The organism is Mycobacterium sp. 852002-51613_SCH5001154 (assembly GCF_001667425.1).
Classification (GTDB): domain Bacteria; phylum Actinomycetota; class Actinomycetes; order Mycobacteriales; family Mycobacteriaceae; genus Mycobacterium.
On record NZ_LZII01000052.1, the window covers coordinates 15,540 to 36,993 of the forward strand.

Genomic DNA, 21,454 nt, shown 5'->3' on the forward strand with positions numbered 1-21,454 from the left:
TGGCTCGGCGGCGTTCCCGCGCGATCCGGCGGCTTCGCAACTTCCGTACCACCAGTCACAGCGCGGCTCCCTCGAATCGAGCCTGTGATCGCCTAGTCTGCACAAGCAATGAACTTCCTACGCCCCGCATCGTGCCTGGCAGCGGCCGTTTTCCTGATCGCTGCCCCGGTGACGCTGGCCGCCCCCGCCGCCCATGCCGAGCCCGGCGCCGGACCCAACGCCGCACCCGCGAACTGCCCCTTCAAGGTGAACACCCCACCCGCAGTGGATTCGTCGGAGGTTCCGCAGGCCGGTGACGCGCCGATCCCGCTGGCGGTGCCCCCCAAGCCGGTCGGCGGCGAGGCGCTGGCCGGCTGCGGCATCGTCGCCGCCCCCGATACACCGGCGCTGCCCACCGACGTCTCCGCCGACGCCTGGCTGGTGGCGGACCTGGACAGCGGCGCGGTGATCGCGGCCAGGGACCCGCACGGGCGGCACCGCCCCGCCAGCATCATCAAGGTGCTGGTCGCGATGGCATCCATCAATGCGCTCAACCTGAACAAGTCGGTGCCCGGCACCGCCGACGACGCGGCCGCCGAGGGCACCAAGGTCGGCGTCGAAGAGGGCGGGGTGTTCACCGTCAACCAGCTGCTGCACGGCCTGCTGATGCACTCCGGCAACGACGCCGCGCACGCGCTGGCCATGCAGCTCGGCGGCATGCAGCAGGCCGTGGAGAAGATCAACGTGCTGGCCGCCAAGCTCGGCGGCAAGGACACCCGGGTGGCGACACCGTCCGGGCTGGACGGCCCCGGCATGAGCACGTCGGCCTACGACATCGGCCTGTTCTACCGCTACGCCTGGCAGAACCCGACGTTCGCCGACATCGTCGCGACGCGGACGTTCGACTTCCCCGGTCACGGCGACCACCCCGGCTACGAGCTGGAAAACGACAACCAGCTGCTCTACAAGTACCCGGGCGCGCTGGGCGGCAAGACCGGCTACACCGACGACGCCGGCCAGACCTTCGTTGGCGCGGCGAACCACAACGGGCGCCGCCTGATGGCCGTCCTGCTGCACGGGACGCGGCAGCCGATCGCCCCGTGGGAGCAGGCGGCGCACCTGCTGGACTACGGATTCAGCACGCCGCAGGGCACCCAGGTCGGCAACCTGATCGAACCCGACCCCTCGCTGGCACCCGCCAAACGCGACAGCGCGGCCGACCGGCAAGGCAACGGCGCGCAGGCCGCGGGGCTCATCCCGTCGGCGGACGCGCTGCCGATCCGGGTGGGCGTCGCCGTCATCGGAACCATCATCGTGTTTAGTTTGATCATGGTCGCACGCTCGATGAACCGCCGACCGCAACACCGGTGAGATCGCGGCCCACCCGATCGCCGCGGGGATTGCTGGTCGGGCTGACCGCCGCCAGCATCGGCATCATCTACGGCTACGACCTGTCCATCATCGCCGGCGCGCAGCTGTACGTCACCGAGGACTTCGGCCTGTCCACCCGGCAACAGGAGCTGCTGACGACCATGGTGGTGATCGGCCAGATCGCCGGGGCGCTCGGGGCGGGTGTGCTGGCCAACGCGATCGGGCGCAAGAAATCGGTGGTGCTGCTGCTGGTCGCCTACGCGGCGTTCGCGCTGCTCGGTGCGCTCTCGGTCTCGCTGCCGATGCTGTTGGCGGCGCGGGTCCTGCTGGGCCTGACCCTCGGCGTGGCGGTGGTGGTCGTGCCGGTCTACGTCGCGGAATCGGCCCCGACGGCGGTGCGCGGGTCGCTGCTGACCGCCTATCAGCTGGCCATCGTCAGCGGGCTCATCATCGGCTACCTGACCGGATATCTGCTGGCCGGGACCCACAGCTGGCGCTGGATGCTGGGGCTGGCCACGGTGCCGGCAATGTTGTTGCTGCCGTTGCTCATTCGCGCGCCCGACACGGCCCGGTGGTACGTGCTGAAGGGCCGGCCCGACGAGGCCCGCGCGGCGTTGCTGCGCGTGGAACCCGACGCCCGGGTCGACGAGGAGCTCGCCGAGATCGGCCGCGCGCTGAGCGAAGGGAGCGGCGGCTGGTCCGAGATGCTGCGCCCGCCGTATTCGCGGGCCACCGCCTTCGTGGTCACGCTCGGTTTCCTGATCCAGATCACCGGTATCAACGCGATCATCTATTACAGCCCACGGATATTCCAGGCGATGGGCTTCACCGGCAACTTCGCGCTGCTGGCGCTGCCGGCCGTGGTCCAGGTCGCCGGGTTGGCCGCGGTGGGGGCGTCGCTGCTGCTCGTCGACAGGGTGGGCCGGCGCCCAATCCTGTTGTCCGGCATCGCCATGATGATCGCCGCCGACGTCGTGCTGATGGGCGTGTTCGGGCGGGGCATCGGCGGCGCGGCACTCGGGTTCGCCGGCATACTGCTGTTCATCATCGGCTACACCATGGGGTTCGGCTCCCTGGGCTGGGTGTACGCCAGCGAGAGCTTCCCGTCCCGGTTGCGGTCCATCGGGTCGAGCACGATGCTCACCTCCAACCTGGTGGCCAACGCGATCATCGCCGCCGTCTTCCTCACCATGCTGCATTCCCTCGGTGGCGCAGGCACTTTCGCGGTATTCGCCGGCCTGGCGGTGGTCGCGTTCGTCGTCGTCTACCGGTTTGCGCCCGAGACCAAGGGCCGCCAGCTGGAGGAAATCCGGCACTTCTGGGAGAACGGCGGCCGATGGTAGTGATCGCCGCGGGCACCATGGTGCTCGACGGGCAGGTCCGCCGGCCGGGCTGGCTGCAGACGGACGGCGGGCGAATCGTGGCCTGCGGCGCGGGCGTCCCGCCCAGCCCGGCCGACGCGCACTTCCCCGACGCCACCGTGGTGCCCGGGTTCATCGACATGCACGTGCACGGCGGCGGCGGCGCCTCCTACACCGAGCGCGACGGTATCACCGGGGCGGCGGAATTCCATCTGCGGCACGGCACCACGACGACGCTCGCCAGCCTGGTGACCGCCTCGCCCGCGGAGTTGCTCGCCGGCGTGCGTGCGCTGGCCGAAGCCGCCCGGCACGGCACGGTCGCGGGCATCCACCTCGAGGGGCCGTGGCTCTCCCGGGCCCGCTGTGGGGCGCACGACCCGGCCCAGCTGCGCGACCCGGACCCGGCCGAGATCGACGCCGTGCTCGACGCGGGCGGCGGCGCGATCCGGATGGTCACCCTGGCGCCCGAGTTGCCGGGGGCCGACGAGGCGATCCGGCGCTTTCTCGGCGCCGGAGTGATTGTGGCGGTTGGGCATACGGACGCCACCTACGAGCAGACCGAACACGCCATCGCGCTGGGTGCCACGGTGGGCACCCACCTGTGCAACGCGATGCCGCCGCTGCACCATCGCGAGCCGGGGCCGGTACTCGCCCTGCTGCGCAACCCGGGAGTCACGGTCGAACTGATCGCCGACGGCGTGCACGTGCATCCGGCCGTCGTGCGCGCGGTGATCGGGGCGGCGGGGCCCGAACGGGTCGCCGTCGTCACCGACGCCATCGCCGCGGCCGGCCGCGACGACGGGGCGTTCCGCCTCGGCGCGGTGGCCGTCGACGTGGTGTCCGGTGTGGCGCGGGTGCGCGGGACGTCGACGATCGCGGGCAGCACCGCCACCATGGACCGGCTGTTCCGCGCCGTGCATGCCGATGCGGGACTGGCCGTCGCGGCGCAGACGACTTCGGCGACGCCGGCGGGGGCGCTCGGCCTCGAGCGGGTGGGCAGCCTGCGCGCCGGCTACGACGCCGATCTCGTTGTGCTGGACCGCGATCTGCGGGTCAGCGCGGTCATGATTCGGGGCGACTGGCGGGTGACTGCCTAATCGGTGTCACGTCATGCGGCCCTGCCGCGTCATAGAGGTGAACAGCCATCGACGTGGGAGGTCATGATGAATTTGTTGCTATGGACGTTGCAGGTGGCGCTCGCCGCGCTCTTTGCCGCGTCGGGCCTGGCCAAGATCAGTCAACCGAAAGATCGGCTGATCGCCAGCGGACAAACGGGCGTCACGCCGTTCCCCTTACCGGTGATCCGTGTCACCGCGTTCTGTGAACTGCTGGGCGCCATCGGCATTGTGTTGCCCCGGCTGGTCGGTATCGCGGCGTTCCTCACCCCGCTGGCGGCTTTCGGGTTCGCGATCGTCATGGTGGGCGCCATCGGCTCGCACGCATACCTTCGCGAACCACGCAACGTCGCCGCGACCGTCACGATCTTCGCCGCCGCCGTCACGGTGGCCGTCGGCAGGGCGCTCGGCCTGTGAGCGGCCACCCGTTCCGTCGCGCCGTGGAAGCCGGCGAATTCAACCGCATCGGAAGCCTATTCGCGCCCGACGCGGTGCTGCACAGCCCCATCGCGCACCGGCCCTATCGGGGGCCGGACGTGATCGCAACCATCGTCTCCGCTGTCGCCCACGTGCTGACGGGCTTTCGCTTCGAAAAGGAGCTCTCCGGTGTGGGCACCGGCGATCACGCGCTCATGTTCAGGGCCGCCGTTGCGGACCTGGAAATCCAGGGCTGCGACTTCGTGCACACGCGCGCGGACGGCCTCATCGACGAGATCACCGTGATGGTCCGCCCGCTGAGGGCGGCGACGGTGTTCGCCGAACGGATGCGCACGGCCCTGGGCGGCTAGCGCAGCCGCCGGGTGACGCGGGAGAGGGCCAGCGCCCCAACGGCTCCCATCGCCATCGCGGTCAGCGTCTGCCGCGTGCTGATCCCCTCATCGGGTTGCACGCGCGGGGCGATGATCGCCGGGGCGGGCGGTGCGACGTGGCGGGTGCGCGGGTGATCGGATGCCGTCGCCGCCCACGCCGTGCAGAAGAGCACGAGATACGAGGTGATATATGCGAACACCATCAGACCCAGCACCGGGCCGAACGTGGCGCCCGCGGGGCTGCGCAATACCACCCGCAGATAGATGGAACCCACCTGCTTGAACGCTTCGAACCCGACGGCCGCCATCAGCGCGCCGCGCGCCGAGTCGGCCAGGCTGACCTTCTCGCGCGGCAGCCGGGCGATCATCCAGGTGAACAGCATCCACGAGATGGCCGTGGAGATCACGATCGACAACAGCCAAAACAGCCAATCCAACACCGAAAGCTGCGGCACCCCAAGCCATTTCAACAGTGCAGCAAGGGGCGCGTCATGGCCCACGGTGGTCAGCCCGACGGTGGCCACGATCACCGCGAATGTTCCCAGCATGGCCAACAGATCGGAAAGCTTGTTGCGCACGAAGCCCGGCGACTCGATGCGCTCGTCCCACCACATCTCCGTCAACGCCTGGCGCAGATGCGATATCCAGCCCAGACCCGCCCACACCGCGGTGGCCAGGCCGATGACACCCACCGACGCCCGCGCATTGATCGCCGAGTTCATCAAGTCGAGCAGCTGATCGCCCAGGGCGCCGGTCACCTGGGACCGGATGTGGTCGTCGATCGTTTTCAGCAGTTCGGGCCGCCTGGCCAGGATGAACCCGAAGGCCGCGAAACCGACCATCAACAAAGGGAATAGCGCGAAGATCGTGTAATAGGTGAGGCCGGCCGCGAAGAACCCGCCGTTGCGGTCGTCGAAGCGCTGGTAGGCACGCAGGACGTGGTCGAGCCAGCCGTACCGGGCCCGCAGCCGGTCGAGGGCACCCGCCTTGGCCGGCTCGCTCATGGTGAACTCATCCTCGCTGCGGAAGGAAACCTAACCGATCGTAGACCCGCCGAACGGTTTGGCCGGCCACATCCTCGGCCCGCTGGGCCCCGGCCGCCAGGATCCCCTCCAATTCGGCTGGGTCAGCCAGCAATTCGTCGACGCGGGCCTTGATCGGGCTGACGAACTCGACGACCGCTTCGGCGGTCTCCTTCTTCAGGTCGCCGTAACCCCGTCCGGCGTAACCTTCCACGAGCTTGTCGATGCCGACGCCGGTGACCGCGGACTGGATGGTCAGCAGGTTGGACACGCCCGGCTTGGCGTCGGTGTCGAAGCGGATCTCGCGCTCGCTGTCGGTGACCGCCGAGCGAATCTTCTTCGCGGACGCGGCGGGATCGTCGAGCAGGTTGATCAAGCCGGCATCGGTGGCCGCCGACTTGCTCATCTTCGATGTCGGGTCCTGCAGGTCATAGATCTTGGCGGTGGCCTTGGGGATCAGCAGGTCGGGAACCACGAACGTGTCGGGGAACCGGCTGTTGAGCCGCTGCGCCACGTCGCGCGCCAGCTCGAGGTGCTGGCGCTGGTCCTCGCCCACGGGCACCAGCTCGGCGTCGTAGGCCAGGACGTCGGCGGCCTGCAACACCGGATAGGTGAACAGGCCCACGGTGGTGGAGTCGCCGCCCTGGCGGGCCGACTTGTCTTTGAACTGCGTCATCCGCGAGGCCTGCCCGAAGCCGGTGAAGCAGCCCAGCACCCAAGCCAGCTGGGAGTGCGCGGGCACGTGGCTCTGCACGAAGATCGTGCTGCGGGCGGGGTCGATGCCGAGCGCCAGGTATTGGGCGGCCGTGGCCAAGGTCCGGCGGCGCAGCGCGTCGGGATCCTGGGGGATGGTGATGGCGTGCAGGTCGACCACGCAAAAGAACGGCTCGTGATCGTCCTGCAGCGTGACCCACTGGGTGATGGCACCCAAGGCGTTCCCCAGGTGAAGCGAATCGGAGGTGGGCTGCACGCCGGAGAAAATCCGGCGGGATCCGGTAGCGGTGCTCATGATGCACCGATCTTTTCACGCGGGCCTTTCCGGGGACCCGCCACCGCCGAGTGTGCGGCTAGCTTCACACTCGCCGCCGAGTGTGCGGACAGCTTCACGCTCGCGAGCCGGGCGGTGCCCCGACCTCGCGGAGCTCCGCTCGCTTGCGGTACCGGCGGTACCGCCTTTAATGTCGGCGGTATGGGGAGCAAGAGGACGAACAGCAACACGGGGACGCGGCCACCGATCCACCTCGGTTCGGGAGAGCCGGTTCTGTTGCTGCACCCGTTCCTGCTGTCCCAGGCGGTCTGGGAGGACGTCGCCCGGCGGTTGGCCGACACCGGGCGGTACGAGGTCTTCGCCCCGACGATGGCCGGCCACAACGGCGGGCCGCCCGCGGGGACCTGGTTCCTGTCCTCGGCGGTGCTGGCCGACCACGTGGAGCACCAGATGGACGAGCTGGGCTGGGATACCGCCCACATCGTCGGCAACTCGCTGGGCGGCTGGGTCGCGTTCGAACTCGAGCGGCGCGGGCGGGCGCGCAGCGTGATGGGCATCGCCCCGGCCGGCGGGTGGACGCGCTGGAGCCCGGCCAAGTTCGAGGTGATCGCCAAGTTCATCCTGGGCATTCCGCTGCTGGTGCTGGCCTGGCTGTTCGGCCCGAAGGTGATGCGACTGCCGTTCAGCCACCGGCTGGCCACCTACGCGATCAGCGCAACGCCCGAGGGGGTCAGCGACTCTCAACTGCTCGGCTGCATCGACGACGTCGCCCACTGCCCGGCGTACTTCCAGCTGCTGGTCAAGTCGCTGCTGCTGCACGGCCTGCAGGAGCTGGCCGAAAACGCCGTCCCGGCGCACCTGGTGATCTGCGAGAAGGACCGGATTGTGCCCGCACCCAGGTTCAGCCGGCATTTCACCACCCATTTGCCCGACGACCACCAGGTCACCGAGCTCGACGGCGTGGGGCACATCCCGATGTTCGAGGCGCCCGAGCGCGTGGCCGAACTGATCACCGAATTCCTCGACGAGTGCACCACCGCCAGCCGGGGCGCCAACCCGTCGGCTAGTTAGTCAGCGTCTTTTCCAGGTTCTCGGCGATCGAGTTGAGGAACTCCTCGCTCTGCTGCCATTCCTGGTCGGGGCCGATGAGGATGGCCAGGTCCTTGGTCATCTTGCCGCTCTCCACCGTCTCGACCACCACGTTTTCCAGCGTCTGGGCGAACTCGATCACCTCCGGGGTGTCGTCGAGCTTGCCGCGGTGCTGCAGCCCACGCGTCCAGGCGAAGATCGAGGCGATCGGGTTCGTCGACGTCGGCTTGCCGGCCTGATACTGCCGGAAGTGCCGGGTGACGGTGCCGTGCGCGGCCTCGGCCTCGACCGTCTTGCCGTCGGCGGTCATCAGCACCGACGTCATCAGACCCAACGATCCGTAGCCCTGCGCGACCAGGTCGGACTGGACGTCGCCGTCGTAGTTCTTGCAGGCCCACACGTAGCCGCCCTCCCACTTGAGGCAGGCGGCCACCATGTCGTCGATCAGCCGGTGCTCGTAGGTCAGCCCCTCGGCCTCGAACTTGTCCTTGAACTCCTCGTCGTAGATGCGCTGGAACTCGTCCTTGAACATGCCGTCGTAGGCCTTGAGGATGGTGTTCTTGGTGGACAGGTACACCGGCCACTTGGCGTTCAGGCCGTAGGCCAGCGAGGCGCGCGCGAAATCCCGGACGGATTCCTTGAAGTTGTACATCCCCATCACGACACCGCCGTCGTCGGGGATGGACACCACTTCGTGCACCATCGGCTTGCTGCCGTCCGACGGTGTGAACGTGATCGAGACGGTGCCCGGCTTGTCGACCTTGAAATTCGTCGCCCGGTACTGGTCACCGAAGGCGTGCCGGCCGATGACGATCGGCTTGGTCCAGCCCGGCACCAGGCGCGGCACGTTGGAGATCACGATCGGCTCGCGGAAGATGGTGCCGCCCAGGATGTTCCGGATCGTGCCGTTAGGCGACAGCCACATCTTCTTCAGGTTGAATTCGGAGACGCGGGCCTCGTCGGGTGTGATGGTGGCGCACTTGACGCCCACCCCGTGCTTCTTGATGGCGTACGCGGCGTCGATCGTCACCTGGTCGTTGGTGCGGTCGCGGTTTTCGATGCCGAGGTCGTAGTAGTCCAGGTGGATGTCGAGATGCGGCAGGATCAGCATGTCCTTGATGAACTTCCAGATGACGCGGGTCATCTCGTCACCGTCGAGCTCGACTATGGGCCCCTTGACTTTGATCTTGTGTTCGCCTGACATATCGAGCCCGACTTTCTCTTGGCGGCCCCTTGACCTTACGAGCCTTGCGAAGCGGCTAGCGCCTCATTGAACGTCTTGCTCGGCCGCATCACCGCAGTCGTCTTCTCGCTGTCCGGGTAGTAATAGCCACCGATGTCGACCGACTCGCCCTGCGCCTCGGCGAGCTCGGCCACGATGGTGTCCTCGTTGTCGCCCAACGACTTGGCCAGCGCGGCGAAATGCTCGCGCAGCTCTTCGTCGTCGGATTGCGCGAGTTCGGCGGCCCAGTACAGCGCCAAATAGAACTGGCTGCCACGGTTGTCGAGTTCGCCGGCCTTGCGCGACGGACTCTTGTTGTTCTCCAGCAGCTTGCCGATCGCCGCGTCCAGCGTCTTGCCCAGTATCTTGGCGCGCTCGTTGTCGGTCTTGATCCCGATGTCTTCGAAACACGCTCCGAGCGCGAGGAATTCACCGAGGGAATCCCAGCGCAGATGGTTCTCCTCGAGGAGCTGGTGCACGTGCTTGGGCGCCGAACCGCCCGCCCCGGTTTCGTACATCCCGCCGCCGGACATCAGTGGCACGATAGACAGCATCTTGGCGCTGGTGCCCAGCTCGAGGATCGGGAACAGGTCGGTGAGGTAGTCGCGCAGGATGTTTCCGGTCGCGGCGATGGTGTCCTGGCCGCGCATCGCGCGCTCCAGCGTGTACCGCATGGCCCACACCTGCGGCATGATGTTGATGTCCAGGCCCTCGGTGTCGTGTTCCTTCAGGTAGGCCTTGACCTTCTTGCGCAGCTCGACCTCGTGCGGCCGTTCGGTGTCCAGCCAGAACACCACCGTCATGCCCGAGTTCCGCGCCCGGGTGACGGCCAGCTTGACCCAGTCGCGGATCGCCTCGTCGGTGACGATGGGCATCCGCCAGATGTCGCCCTCTTCCACGTTCTGGGTGAGCAGGACTTCCCCGGTGTCGAGGTCGACGATGTCGGCGACACCGTCCTCGGGGATTTCGAACGTCTTGTCGTGCGAGCCATACTCCTCGGCCTGCTGCGCCATCAGGCCGACGTTGGGCACGGTGCCCATCGTCGTCGGGTCGAACTGCCCGTGGGTTTTGCAGAAGTTGATGATCTCCTGGTAGATCCGCGAAAAGGTCGACTCGGGGTTGACGGCCTTGGTGTCCTTCTGCCGACCGTCGGCGCCCCACATCTTGCCGCCCGCGCGGATCATCGCCGGCATCGACGCGTCCACGATCACGTCGCTGGGCGAATGAAAGTTGGTGATGCCCTTGGCCGAATCGACCATGGCCAGCTCGGGGCGGTGTTCGTGGCAGGCGTGCAGGTCGCGGATGATCTCCTCGTGCAGCGAGGCGGGCAGCGACTCGATCTTGTTGTAGAGGTCGACCAGTCCGTTGTTGACGTCGACGCCGAGCTCGTCGAACAGCTCCTGGTGCTTGGCGAAGGCGTCCTTATAGAAGACCTTGACGGCGTGGCCGAAGACGATGGGATGCGACACCTTCATCATGGTCGCCTTGACGTGCAGCGAGAACATCACGCCGGTCTCGTAGGCGTCCTCCATCTGCTCTTCGTAGAACTCGACCAGGGCCTTCTTGCTCATGAACATGCTGTCGATGACGTCGCCCTCGCGCAGCTCGACCTTCGGCTTGAGCTCGAGGGTCTTGCCGGCCTTGGTCTGAAGCACCATCTTCACGTTGCGCGCGCGGTCCAGCGTCATCGACTTCTCGCCGTGGTAGAAGTCGCCCTTGCGCATGGTCGCGACGTGGGTGCGCGAGGCAGGCGACCACTCCCCCATGCTGTGCGGGTGCTTGCGCGCGTACTCCTTGACAGCCTTTGGCGCGCGCCGGTCCGAGTTGCCTTCTCGCAGAACCGGGTTGACCGCGCTGCCCAGGCATTTGCCGTAGCGGGCGCGGATTTCCCTCTCCTCGTCGGTCTTCGGACTCTGCGGGAAGTCCGGAATCTTGAAGCCTTTGCCCTGCAGCTCCTTGACGGCGGCGATCAGCTGGGGCACCGAGGCGCTGATGTTCGGCAGCTTGATGATGTTGGTGTCGGCGAGCTTGGTCAGCTTGCCCAGCTCGCCCAGGTTGTCCGGAACCCGCTGCTCTTCGGTCAGGTCTTCTCCGAACTCGGCAAGGATCCGGGCGGCGACGGAGATGTCGCTGGTCTTGATCTGGATGCCCGCCGGCTCGGCGAAGGCGCGCACGATCGGGAGGAACGCGTAGGTCGCCAGCAACGGCGCCTCGTCGGTCAGTGTGTAGATGACGGTCGGCTGTTCGGCGCTCACGGTCCCTCTCCCGGCGTGGCAAATCTTCGAATATCGGTCAGATCTCTGGGGGGCTCAGCGTTCTTCCCGCCACGTTATCAAGGGCGTTTGGCCAGGTGTCGACCCGCCATTGGCACGAAGTCGGCACAGTAAGCTAATCTTCGTATTGGTCATGAGTGCCAGCATCAAGCCCCGGCTTGCTGGCCGGCAACCCTCCAACCGCGGTGGGGTGCCCCGGGTGATGACCAGGTCTAGTAGCCACAGGCTGCGCGGCAAGCGCGGGTCCGCCATAACGGACCCCTGACTAGAGGGGAAGACGTGATGTGCACATATCCAACTCCTTCGGATCGGCCGGTGTGTCGAATCGTGTCGCGCTGCTAACCCGCAACCCCGATACCCGATTCGCCAATCTCGAAGCAGAAAGCAAACCCACGTGAGCCCCGACAACAGCAGCACCAGCAACGACGACACCGACCCGACCGCCCGCTGGTCGTTCGAGACCAAGCAGGTGCACGCCGGTCAGCAACCGGACCCGGCGACCAACGCCCGCGCCCTGCCGATCTACCAGACCACGTCCTACACGTTCGATGACACCACCCACGCCGCCGCGCTGTTCGGGCTGGAGGTTCCGGGCAACATCTACACCCGGATCGGCAACCCGACCACCGACGTCGTCGAGCAACGCATCGCCGCGCTCGAGGGCGGTGTGGCCGCGCTCTTCCTGAGCTCGGGGCAGGCCGCTGAGACCTTCGCCATACTGAACCTCGCGTGTGCCGGGGATCACATCGTCTCCAGCCCGCGGCTCTACGGCGGCACGTACAACCTGTTCCACTATTCGCTGGCCAAGCTCGGCATCGAGGTCAGCTTCGTCGACGACCCCGACGACCTGGACTCCTGGCAGGCCGCCGTGCGACCGAACACCAAGGCGTTCTTCGGCGAGACCATCTCGAATCCGCAGATCGACGTGCTGGACATCCCCGGGGTGGCCGGCGTCGCCCACGCAAACGGGATACCGCTGATCGTCGACAACACCATCGCCACGCCCTACCTGATCCAGCCGTTTTCGCACGGCGCCGACATCGTGGTGCACTCGGCCACCAAGTACCTCGGCGGGCACGGCTCGGCGATCGCCGGTGTCATCGTCGACGGCGGCACCTTCGACTGGACGCAGGGCCGCTTCCCCGGATTCACCACGCCCGATCCGAGCTACCACGGCGTGGTGTTCGCCGAGCTCGGCCCGCCGGCGTATGCGCTTAAGGCGCGCGTGCAACTGCTGCGTGACCTTGGCTCCGCCGCTTCGCCGTTCAACGCGTTCCTGGTGGCCCAGGGCATCGAAACGCTGAGCTTGCGCATGGAGCGCCACGTCGCCAACGCGCAGCGCGTGGCCGAGTACCTGGCCGGCCACGACGGCGTGTTGTCGGTCAACTACGCCGGCCTGCCCGCCTCGCCGTGGCACGAGCGCGCAAAGAAGCTGGCGCCCAAGGGAACCGGTGCGGTGCTGGCGTTCGAGCTGGCCGGCGGGGTCGAGGCCGGCAAGGCGTTCGTGAACGCCCTGAAGCTGCACAGCCACGTCGCCAACATCGGCGATGTGCGCTCGCTGGTGATCCACCCGGCGTCCACCACCCACGCGCAGCTGAGCCCGGCCGAGCAGCTGAGCACCGGGGTCAGCCCGGGACTGGTGCGGCTGGCCGTCGGCATCGAGGGCATCGACGACATCCTGGCCGACCTGGAGCTCGGGTTCGCCGCGGCGCGCAAGTACGGTGCGGACGCGCAAACCTCGGGCGCCGACCCGCAAGCCGTGGCGGCGTTCTAAGGGCCCCGGCGATGACGATCTCCGACGTCCCCACCCAGACGCTGCCCGCCGAAGGCGAGATCGGCCTGGTGCACATCGGCTCGCTGACCACCGAGAGCGGCGCGGTGATCGAGGATGTCTGCATCGCCGTTCAGCGCTGGGGTGAGCTGTCGCCCAACCGCGACAACGTGGTGGTCGTGCTGCACGCGCTGACCGGCGACTCGCACATCACCGGCCCCGCCGGACCCGGGCATCCCACCGGCGGTTGGTGGGACGGCGTGGCCGGCCCTGGCGCGCCGATAGACACGGACCGCTGGTGCGCCGTGGCCACCAACGTGCTGGGCGGTTGCCGCGGTTCGACCGGACCGAGCTCGCTAGCCCGCGACGGAAAGCCTTGGGGCTCACGGTTTCCGATGATCTCGGTGCGCGACCAGGTGGAGGCCGACATCGCCTCGCTGGCAGCACTCGGGATCGACGAGGTGGCCGCCGTGGTCGGCGGATCCATGGGCGGCGCAAGGGCTTTGGAGTGGATGGTCGGTCACCCCAGCCGCGTCCGGGCCGGCCTGCTGCTGGCGGTCGGTGCGCGGGCGACCGCGGACCAGATCGGCACACAGACCACGCAGATCGCGGCCATCAAGGCCGACCCGAATTGGCAGGGCGGCGACTACCACGGCACCGGCCGCACACCGGACACCGGCCTGACCATCGCCCGCCGCTTCGCCCACCTGACCTACCGCGGGGAAGCTGAGCTCGACACCCGGTTCAGCAACGACAAGCAGAGCGTCGAAGACAGCCGGTATGCCGTGCAGAGCTACCTGGAGCATCAGGGCGACAAGCTGCTGGCCCGCTTTGACGCGGGCAGCTACGTGACGCTGACCGAGGCGCTCAATAGCCACGACGTCGGTCGCGGCCGCGGCGGTGTGCGCAAGGCCCTGAGCGGTTGCCCGGTGCCGGCCGTGGTCGGCGGCATTACCTCCGACCGGCTCTACCCGCTGCGATTGCAGGAGGAGCTCGCCGAGCTGCTGCCGGGTTGCAGCGGCCTGCATGTTGTCGAATCCATCTGCGGGCACGACGGTTTCCTGGTGGAATCCGATGCGGTCGGCGAGCTGATCCGCAAGACGTTGGATTTGGCCGACGCGGAGGACGGCGAAGGCGCGTGCCGGCGGTGACCCGCTCTCGCCACGACCGCTCCCTGTCGTTCGGTTCGGCGGCCGCGGCCTACGAGCGGGGCCGCCCGTCCTATCCCCCGGAGGCCATCGACTGGCTGTTGCCACGCGGCGCGCGCCAGGTGCTCGACCTGGGTGCGGGTACCGGCAAGCTGACCACCCGGCTGGTGGAGCGCGGGCTGGACGTGGTGGCCGTCGACCCGATTCCCGACATGCTGGAAGTGCTGCGCACCTCCCTGCCGGAGACCCGGGCGCTGTTGGGCACCGCGGAGGGAATCCCGTTGCCGGACAACAGCGTCGACGTCGTGCTGGTCGCGCAGGCGTGGCATTGGGTGGACCCCGAGCGCGCCATTCCCGAGATCGCCCGCGTGCTGCGCCCGGGCGGTCGGCTGGGCCTGGTGTGGAACACCCGCGACGAGCGGCTGGGCTGGGTGCGGGAGTTGGGCGACATCATCGGTTCCGACGGCGACCGGGGCCGCTTCGACGTCACGCTGTCCGAGTCGTTCACCGAGCCGGAGCGTCACCAGGTCGAGTGGACGAATTACCTTACGCCGCAAGCCTTGATCGACCTGGTCGCATCGCGCAGCTACTGCATCACCTCGCCGACCGAGGTCCGCACCAGGACACTGGAGCAGGTGCGCGAGTTGCTCGCCACCCATCCGGCGCTGGCGAATTCGACCGGGCTGGCGCTGCCCTACGTCACCGTCTGCATCAGGGCGAGGCTGTCCGAGTAGGCCGAACTAAGGCCCATCGTCATCATCCTCATCCCGTAGCAGCTTCTCGGGGTGGTGAAGTCCACCCTCAGAAATCGCCATAGATGCACACTCGCGCAAATGATTTCGGATCAGTCGTCGACCAGGCTGAGTATCGGCGCCGGCACGGGACCAACCACTTCGGGGGCGCGAGCGTCAACGCCGGCGGGTGCGACCCGCGCGATCCGTGACTCGATGTCGTAGGGCACGATGATTGCCGTCGCACCGCGGACGCGGCTGACAACACGCGCCATTTTGTCCGCCGTGCGGTCGTGCAGTAGCCGGCCCAAGAGCGGCGAATAGGTGCGCCGCGGCAACAGCACCGTCACCCTGGTGTCCGGATGGTCCTTGAGGACGCGCACCACCAATTCGTGTGCGGCGCGGCTCAGATGGCGATCCGGACAGTTGATCAGCCACAGCGGGGTGTGGTGCTCAAAGCGATCCCAACGCTCGCGCAGCCGCACGGCATGGTCGACGTCGATCACGAAGTGCACCGCGGTGAGCTCGTCGGCATGCAGCCCATAGCCGAGACGCACCGCCTCGATCTCGGCCAGGTCGATCGTGTCCACGAACACCAGCACCTGCAGCCGCGGGTGCCGCCCGAGGTCAAGGTCTTCCGTGCGCGACATCTCCAGCACGGACGCCTCGTCGCGGTATTTCCGGTTCAGCCGCATCAAGGCCAGCACCAGCAACGGGAAGATGACGACGATGAGCCACGCGCCCTCGGTGAATTTGGCCACCACGAAGATTCCCACCACGAGCGTCGACATGATTCCCGCCGACAGATTCACCACCAACTTGAATCGCCGCCCCTGCCCGCGCCGGGTCAGATGGTGCTTGGCCATGCCGTAGCCGGCCATCGCGAATGCGGTGAATACGCCGATCGCGAAGAACGGCACCAACGCACTCACCTTGGCTTCGGTGACGATGAGCAACACCATCGCCAGCGCGGTCAGCACGAAGATGCCGTTCGAGAACACCAGGCGATGGCCGCGTTTGGTCAAGGGGCGAGGCAAGAAGCGGTCCTCGGCAACGAAACTCGCCAGCGCGGGAAAGCCGTTGAAGCTGGTGTTGCAACCCGTGAACAGGATCGCCGCGGTCGACGCCTGCACCAGGAAGTAGAGCACATTCCCGATCACGCCGTGGCCGAAGACCGCCCGGGCGATCTCGGACAACATCGACGGGTATTCATCGCGATAGGGTGCGGCGTGGGTGACGTGCGTCAGCCACGCCACGCCCGCGAGCAGGAAGCCGAGGATGCAGGCCATCCACGTCAGCACCCGACGGGCGTTGACGCCCTGGGGTTTCTGAAAGACGTTGACGGTGTTCGACACCGCCTCGACGCCGGTCAGTGAGGTACCGCCGTTGGCGAAGGCGCGCAACACGATCAGGAGACTCGCCCCCATGACCAGGCCGCCACCCTGATGAACCGGCACTGCGCCCACGATGTGCTGCGGATCGTATCTCGGTAATCCCCAGAATATTTCACGAACAAAGCCGGTCAGGATCGTCACCGTGATCATGCCGACGAAGGCATAGGTCGTCATCGCGAACGTGCGCCCCGATCGTCGTAGCCCGCGCAGGTTGGCCAGGCAGATCAGGACCACCGCCGCGAGCGTAATCTCCAGGTGGTAGGGCCGTAGCTGCGGGATCGCCGACACCACCGCCACCGTCGCGGCCGCGGGCTGCACCGCCACGGTGACCACGTAATCGATGAGCAGCGCGGCCGCCGCGACCTGCGCCACCCGCGGTCCGAAGTTCTCCCGTGCGACCGTGTAGGACCCGCCGGCCCGCGTGTAGACCATGACCACCTGCCGGTACGACGCGGCCACCAACGCGAGGACCACCAGAATGACTCCGGTAATCGGAAGCACCAACGCGAAAGCCGCCATCCCGGCGGCCGGCAGCAGTTCGATCATGATCTGCTCGGTGCCGTACGCGGTCGAGGAGATCGCGTCGGGTGACAGTGCGCCGAGTGCAACGGGATTCGACAATCTCTCGCCGTCCAGCTGGTCGGTGGTCAACGGCTGGCCGAGGAAAAGCCGCTTGCACTTATCGGTAAAGGAGAGCGGTATCCCGCCACTCGGTTGCGTCACAGCATCCCTTCCTCGAAGGCTTTCCAAACGATTTAGATCCAGTGCCGGCCCGACTCGTGGCCGGATGACGTCATCCCGCGCGGGTGACCTCGGCGATGCGGGACTCGATGTCATACGGCACGATCTGCGCGACCGCACCGGGAATGCGGCTGACGGCGCGGGCGATCTTGTCCGCCGTGCGGTCGTGCAACAGCCGGCCGACGAGCGGCGAATAGGTTCGGCGCGGCAGCAACACGGTCGCCTTGGTGTCCGGATGGTCCTTGAGCACCTGCAGCACCAACTCGTGGGCGGCGCGCCCCAGGTGCCGATCGGCACAGTCCACCAAACGAAGGGAGGTGTCGTGTTCGAATATCTCCCAACGCTTCTGCAGCCGGGCGGCATGATCGGCGTCGATCACGAAATGCACCACGGTCAGCTCGTCGGCGTGCAGACCGTTGCCATATCGCAGCGCTTCCACCTCCGCGAGGTCGATGGAATCCACGAAGACGAAGACCCGGTGCCGGGTGTAGCGGGCCAGGACCGGCTTTTCCGTGCGTGACATCTCCAGCACGGACGCCTCCGCGCGGTACTGCCGGTTCAGTCGCATCAGCGCGAGCACCAGCAGCGGGAAGACAACGACGATGAGCCAGGCGCCCTCGCTGAATTTGGCGACCGCGAAAATCCCCACTACGACGGTCGACAGGATCCCCGCGGAGAAATTGACCACCGCCTTGCGCCGCCAGCCTGGGCCGCGCTTGCTCAGGTAGTGCTTCGTCATCCCATAGCCGGCCATGGAGAATCCGGTGAACACACCGATCGCGTAGAAGGGCACCAGCGCATCAACCGAGCCCCCGGTGATGAGGAGCAACGCGATCGACAGGGCGGTCAGGGCGATGATGCCGTTGGAGAAGACCAGGCGATGGCCGCGTTTCATCAGCGGACGCGGCAAAAACCGGTCCCCGGCAACGAAACTCGCCAGCGCGGGAAAGCCGTTGAAGCTGGTGTTGCCGCCGGTGTAGAGGATCGCCGCGGTCGACGCCTGCACCAAGATGTAGAGGACACTGCCGATTGCGCCGTGACCGAAGACGGCCCGGGCGATCTCGGACAACATGGACGGGTAGCCGTCCGTGTAAGGGACGGCGTGGGTCACGTGCGTCAGCCACGCCACGCCTGCCAGCAGGAACGCGAGGATGCAGGCCATGATCGTCATGACTCGCCGGGCGTTGATGCCCTCCGGCTTGCGGAAAGTGGTGACCGTGTTCGATATGGCTTCGACTCCGGTCAGTGATGAGCCACCGTTGGCGAACGCGCGCAACACAATCAGAACGGTCGCGCCCATCACCAATCCGCTGCCCTGGTGGACCGGCACCGCTCCGGTGATGTGCTGGGGATCGTATGTCGGCAGGCTTCCGCTCAGCTCGCGAATGACTCCGACAACGATGGTCAGCGACACCATGGCCACGAACGCGTAGGTAGGCAACGCGAAACGGGCTCCCGCTTCGCGCAGACCGCGCAGGTTCGCAAAGCACATCAACAACACCATGCCGACGGTGATCTCAAGGCTGTAGGGGCCCAGCACCGGTAACGCCGAAGCCACCGCGACGGTCCCCGCGGCGCATTGCACGGCGACCGTGACCACGTAGTCGATCAGCAGTGCCGCCGCGGCGACCTGCGCCACCCGAGGGCCAAAATTCTCCCGCGCGACCACGTACGATCCGCCGGACCGCGTATAGACCATGACAACTTGGCGATACGACGCCGCCACCAGCACCAGGATCAGGAGAATGACGCCGGTGATGGGAAGCAGCAGGGCGAACGCCGCCATCCCGGCCGCAGGCAGCAGTTCGATCATGATCTGCTCGGAGCCGTAAGCGGTCGAGGAGATTGCGTCGGGCGACAGCACCCCGAGCGCGACCGGGTTCGACAACTTTTCGTGTTCGAGCTGCGAGTTGATCAGGGGCCTGCCGAGAAGGCCCCGCTTGCACACGTCGGACAGCGATGACCATGCCCTGTGCTCGCCGGGCCGCCCGTCAGCCAAAGATGTTGGCACCGCGCATATTCCTTCCCCCACCTGTTTGAAACGTCTTCCCCGAGCCATGATGCTCGCCGAAAGCGTATCTGCCGCAATTGTTTTTGTCGCCCTACCTCTATCGGCCAGCAACGATAAACACAGGAAATTGTCAGAAGAATTGCCAGCACACTCTCAGCGCGTGACTTGGATGTAACAAAGACGGCGCCATTGGTAATAAACGCTCATACTTCGCGTTGATTGGTGTGCCGCGCCAAGGGTGTTGTGAGGTAACGCACTTCGTCTCAAAACAGATTTCGCACGCGTCGTCCGATATGGACAGTAAACGCACAGGCAGGTTAAAGGTGTTGTACAGCAGCCCTTCTGGACGCCATCGCGACGCTTCCTTTATATCATTTGACACAATCCGCACTTGTAAAAATTGACTTTTACTGCGCTCCAGGCTATTCAGAGCGCGAATCGCCAGCGGCGCGGTGCGCTTGATTGGAGGACAGACGCGTTCGCGCCCGCCGCATCCTGAATCTGTCTGTTAGCATCGAATTCGATCTTCATTTCCTTGGAGTAGCGCGCGATACCCGCCTCAGCAAAGTAAGTGCTTGTGCCACATGGGTTTCGCGCCACTGCTCGTGATCAATGTCGAATGAGGGGTAGCCGTGATTCGCGGAGGAGTGGAACGTCATGACCCAGTGCATCATCGTCAGCGGTGATGACGCGCTGGCGTCGACCATCGTCGACGAGTTGAAGAGGGCTGGCGCGAGCGTCGCGCGGCTCCTCGATTCGGAACTCGCCGGCGCCCGCGTCAAGACCGAACTCGCCAGGGCGGGAGTCGCCACGGCGTCGGCTGTGGTGTGCGCCGGAGATGACGACGCGACGAATTTGGAGATTGCGCTGCTGGCGCGGAAGGCCAACCCGAACATCCGCGTGGTGGCCCGGGTGGCCAATGACGTACTGCGCGAGGCCGTCGCCGCGGACGAGGGCCCGAGCGCGATCCTCGGCGTTGCCGACCTCGCCGGCGCCGCGGTGGTCGAGGCTTGCCTGGCGCGCACCACGCACCCGTTCGAGGTGGCAGGGATCGACTTCGTCGCCTTCGGCGCCGAGGCTCCGTTCGATGCGTCGCTGCGGGAGATCTACGGCGACCTGGCCCCGGTGGCGATGGTCCACAACGAAGACGCCGCCAACGCCGGTGAGGTCGTCGTATGCCCGGGACGGGATCTGCGGGTGGGCGCCGGCGACTGGACGGCGATGATCGGCACCACCGAGGAGGTCGCCGCCTGCGGAATCAAGGTTCCACGTCAGGCGCGAAGGCGCGCACGCCAGTCACGCTTGCGCCGAATCTTGTACGCCGCGCGCGCCCTGCCCGACGAGGTCAACCCCGCGTTCTATCCCGTGATCGTCGCGCTCATGTTTCTGGTCGTCGGCTCGACGACGCTGCTGCATTACTCCTACACCCACCCGGGGATGTCCTGGACCGACGCGTTCTACTTCACCAACGAGACGATCACGACGACGGGCTACGGCGACTTCAGCTTCGCCAAACAGCCCACCTGGCTGCGGCTCTACGCCGCCGTGCTGATGCTGGCCGGCGTGACCACCACCGCCCTGCTTGTCGCGTTTATCGCCGACGTGCTGCTATCGCGACGCTTTCTCACGTTGTCCGCACGCCCACGGGCACGCCACCTGCGCAACCACATCATCGTGGTCGGGTTGAGCGCGCTCGGGGTCCGGGTCGTCACCGACCTGACCGAGGCCGGTTACGACGTGGCGGTGATCGAGCGCGACCAGGGCAATCCCTTCCTGTCGACGACGGCCGAGCTCGACGTGCCGGTCATCTTCGGGGACGCGACATTACGCCCGACCCTGGAAGCGGCCCGGGTCGACAGTGCCCGCGCGGTCGCGGTGCTGACCCGAGACGACATGGTCAACATCGAGACCGGGATCGTGGTTCGCGAAATGTTGGGCTCCGCGCCGGCCCCACTGGGCAATCGATGGAGCAAGGTCCCGCTGGTCCTGCGGGTGTACGACCATGACCTGGGATCCGCGGTCGCCCAGCGGTTCGGCTTCGAAAACGTCCGGTCGACAGTCGAACTGGCCGCACCGTGGTTCATCGGCGCAGCGATGGGCCTGGAGGTGCTGGGCACGTTTTCGGTCGGCAACCGATCGTTCCTGATAGGCGGAATGTACGTGCAGGCCGGCAGCGAACTCGACGGGCTGCAGATGTTCGAAGTTTCCACCCAAACGCGTGTTATCGCAATCACTCGGGAGGACGCCCCGGTTCGGCTGCACCCGCGTCGCGACTCCCGGCTCAGCGCCGGTGACACCGTTTACCTGGTCGGTCCATACCGAGAACTCATCGCCACCCTGCGCAAGGGGCAGCCCCTGCGGCGGCCGGCCGCCGACGGATCAAGCACCGAAGGTGATTGTCGTTGCGCCGAAACTGAAATGGACGCCGA

At 66.8% G+C, this 21,454-nt stretch carries 14 protein-coding genes, 2 pseudogenes and 1 riboswitch; of the genes and pseudogenes, 10 read left to right on the forward strand and 6 right to left on the reverse strand.

Features of this window, described 5'->3' with window-relative positions; translation table 11 throughout:
* The first annotated feature begins 108 nt into the window (after positions 1-108).
* The 5 genes from A5750_RS13195 (at position 109) to A5750_RS13215 (ending at position 4,614) form a co-directional block, all read left to right on the forward strand.
* Positions 109-1,350, forward strand: a complete 1,242-nt coding sequence (locus tag A5750_RS13195; protein WP_066945412.1) for a D-alanyl-D-alanine carboxypeptidase family protein — start codon at positions 109-111, stop codon at positions 1,348-1,350.
* Entirely contained in the window at positions 1,347-2,693 is a 1,347-nt protein-coding gene (locus A5750_RS13200; protein WP_066945415.1) for a sugar porter family MFS transporter, read from the forward strand. The genes A5750_RS13195 and A5750_RS13200 overlap by 4 nt, the downstream gene beginning before the upstream one ends.
* Positions 2,687-3,808 (forward strand): N-acetylglucosamine-6-phosphate deacetylase, encoded by a 1,122-nt coding sequence (gene nagA / locus A5750_RS13205; protein WP_066945418.1) that lies wholly within the window; start codon positions 2,687-2,689, stop codon positions 3,806-3,808. The genes A5750_RS13200 and nagA overlap by 7 nt, the downstream gene beginning before the upstream one ends.
* Positions 3,809-3,874: 66 nt before the next feature.
* Positions 3,875-4,243: a DoxX family protein gene (locus tag A5750_RS13210; RefSeq protein ID WP_066945909.1), complete on the forward strand. Its 369-nt coding sequence runs from the start codon at positions 3,875-3,877 to the stop codon at positions 4,241-4,243.
* Entirely contained in the window at positions 4,240-4,614 is a 375-nt protein-coding gene (locus tag A5750_RS13215) for a nuclear transport factor 2 family protein (protein ID WP_066945421.1), read from the forward strand. The genes A5750_RS13210 and A5750_RS13215 overlap by 4 nt, the downstream gene beginning before the upstream one ends.
* Here A5750_RS13215 and yhjD read toward each other — a convergent pair.
* Both yhjD and trpS read right to left on the reverse strand, forming a co-directional pair.
* The gene (gene yhjD / locus A5750_RS13220) at positions 4,611-5,639 is read right to left on the reverse strand and encodes an inner membrane protein YhjD (RefSeq protein WP_066945424.1); all 1,029 of its coding nucleotides are present in this window, start codon (positions 5,637-5,639) and stop codon (positions 4,611-4,613) included. The genes A5750_RS13215 and yhjD overlap by 4 nt on opposite strands.
* Positions 5,640-5,646: 7 nt before the next feature.
* Complete coding sequence (trpS, locus tag A5750_RS13225) at positions 5,647-6,666, reverse strand: tryptophan--tRNA ligase (RefSeq protein WP_066945427.1); 1,020 nt, start codon at positions 6,664-6,666, stop codon at positions 5,647-5,649.
* A gap of 252 nt (positions 6,667-6,918) precedes the next feature.
* Between trpS and A5750_RS13230 the strand changes: the two genes are divergently transcribed.
* Positions 6,919-7,716: an alpha/beta fold hydrolase gene (locus A5750_RS13230; protein WP_066945912.1), complete on the forward strand. Its 798-nt coding sequence runs from the start codon at positions 6,919-6,921 to the stop codon at positions 7,714-7,716.
* Here A5750_RS13230 and A5750_RS13235 read toward each other — a convergent pair.
* Complete coding sequence (locus A5750_RS13235; RefSeq protein WP_066945430.1) at positions 7,709-8,938, reverse strand: NADP-dependent isocitrate dehydrogenase; 1,230 nt, start codon at positions 8,936-8,938, stop codon at positions 7,709-7,711. The genes A5750_RS13230 and A5750_RS13235 overlap by 8 nt on opposite strands.
* 35 nt (positions 8,939-8,973) lie before the next feature.
* On the reverse strand, positions 8,974-11,211 hold the full coding sequence (locus A5750_RS13240) for an NADP-dependent isocitrate dehydrogenase (protein ID WP_067263379.1): 2,238 nt from the start codon (positions 11,209-11,211) through the stop codon (positions 8,974-8,976).
* Between the two features lie 147 nt (positions 11,212-11,358).
* Positions 11,359-11,475: riboswitch (SAM riboswitch) on the forward strand.
* A 148-nt stretch (positions 11,476-11,623) separates the two neighbouring features.
* On the opposite strand from A5750_RS13240, the gene A5750_RS13245 reads away from it, so the two are divergent.
* The 3 genes from A5750_RS13245 to A5750_RS13255 are packed head-to-tail and all read left to right on the forward strand — an operon-like array spanning position 11,624 to position 14,882.
* On the forward strand, positions 11,624-13,003 hold the full coding sequence (locus A5750_RS13245; protein WP_066945437.1) for a bifunctional o-acetylhomoserine/o-acetylserine sulfhydrylase: 1,380 nt from the start codon (positions 11,624-11,626) through the stop codon (positions 13,001-13,003).
* Between the two features lie 11 nt (positions 13,004-13,014).
* The gene (locus A5750_RS13250) at positions 13,015-14,151 is read left to right on the forward strand and encodes a homoserine O-acetyltransferase (protein WP_066945441.1); all 1,137 of its coding nucleotides are present in this window, start codon (positions 13,015-13,017) and stop codon (positions 14,149-14,151) included.
* Complete coding sequence (locus A5750_RS13255; protein ID WP_066945914.1) at positions 14,148-14,882, forward strand: class I SAM-dependent methyltransferase; 735 nt, start codon at positions 14,148-14,150, stop codon at positions 14,880-14,882. Before A5750_RS13250 ends, A5750_RS13255 begins: the two co-directional genes overlap by 4 nt.
* 110 nt (positions 14,883-14,992) lie before the next feature.
* Here A5750_RS13255 and A5750_RS13260 read toward each other — a convergent pair whose 3' ends face one another.
* Complete coding sequence (locus A5750_RS13260) at positions 14,993-16,996, reverse strand: APC family permease (protein WP_082959101.1); 2,004 nt, start codon at positions 16,994-16,996, stop codon at positions 14,993-14,995.
* 88 nt (positions 16,997-17,084) lie between these two features.
* A pseudogene (locus tag A5750_RS13265) lies at positions 17,085-19,013 on the reverse strand (APC family permease); the annotation flags it as partial.
* A 669-nt stretch (positions 19,014-19,682) separates the two neighbouring features.
* Here A5750_RS13265 and A5750_RS13270 point away from each other — a divergent pair.
* Positions 19,683-21,392: pseudogene (locus A5750_RS13270) on the forward strand (NAD-binding protein); the annotation flags it as partial.
* Positions 21,393-21,454: the final 62 nt, after the last annotated feature.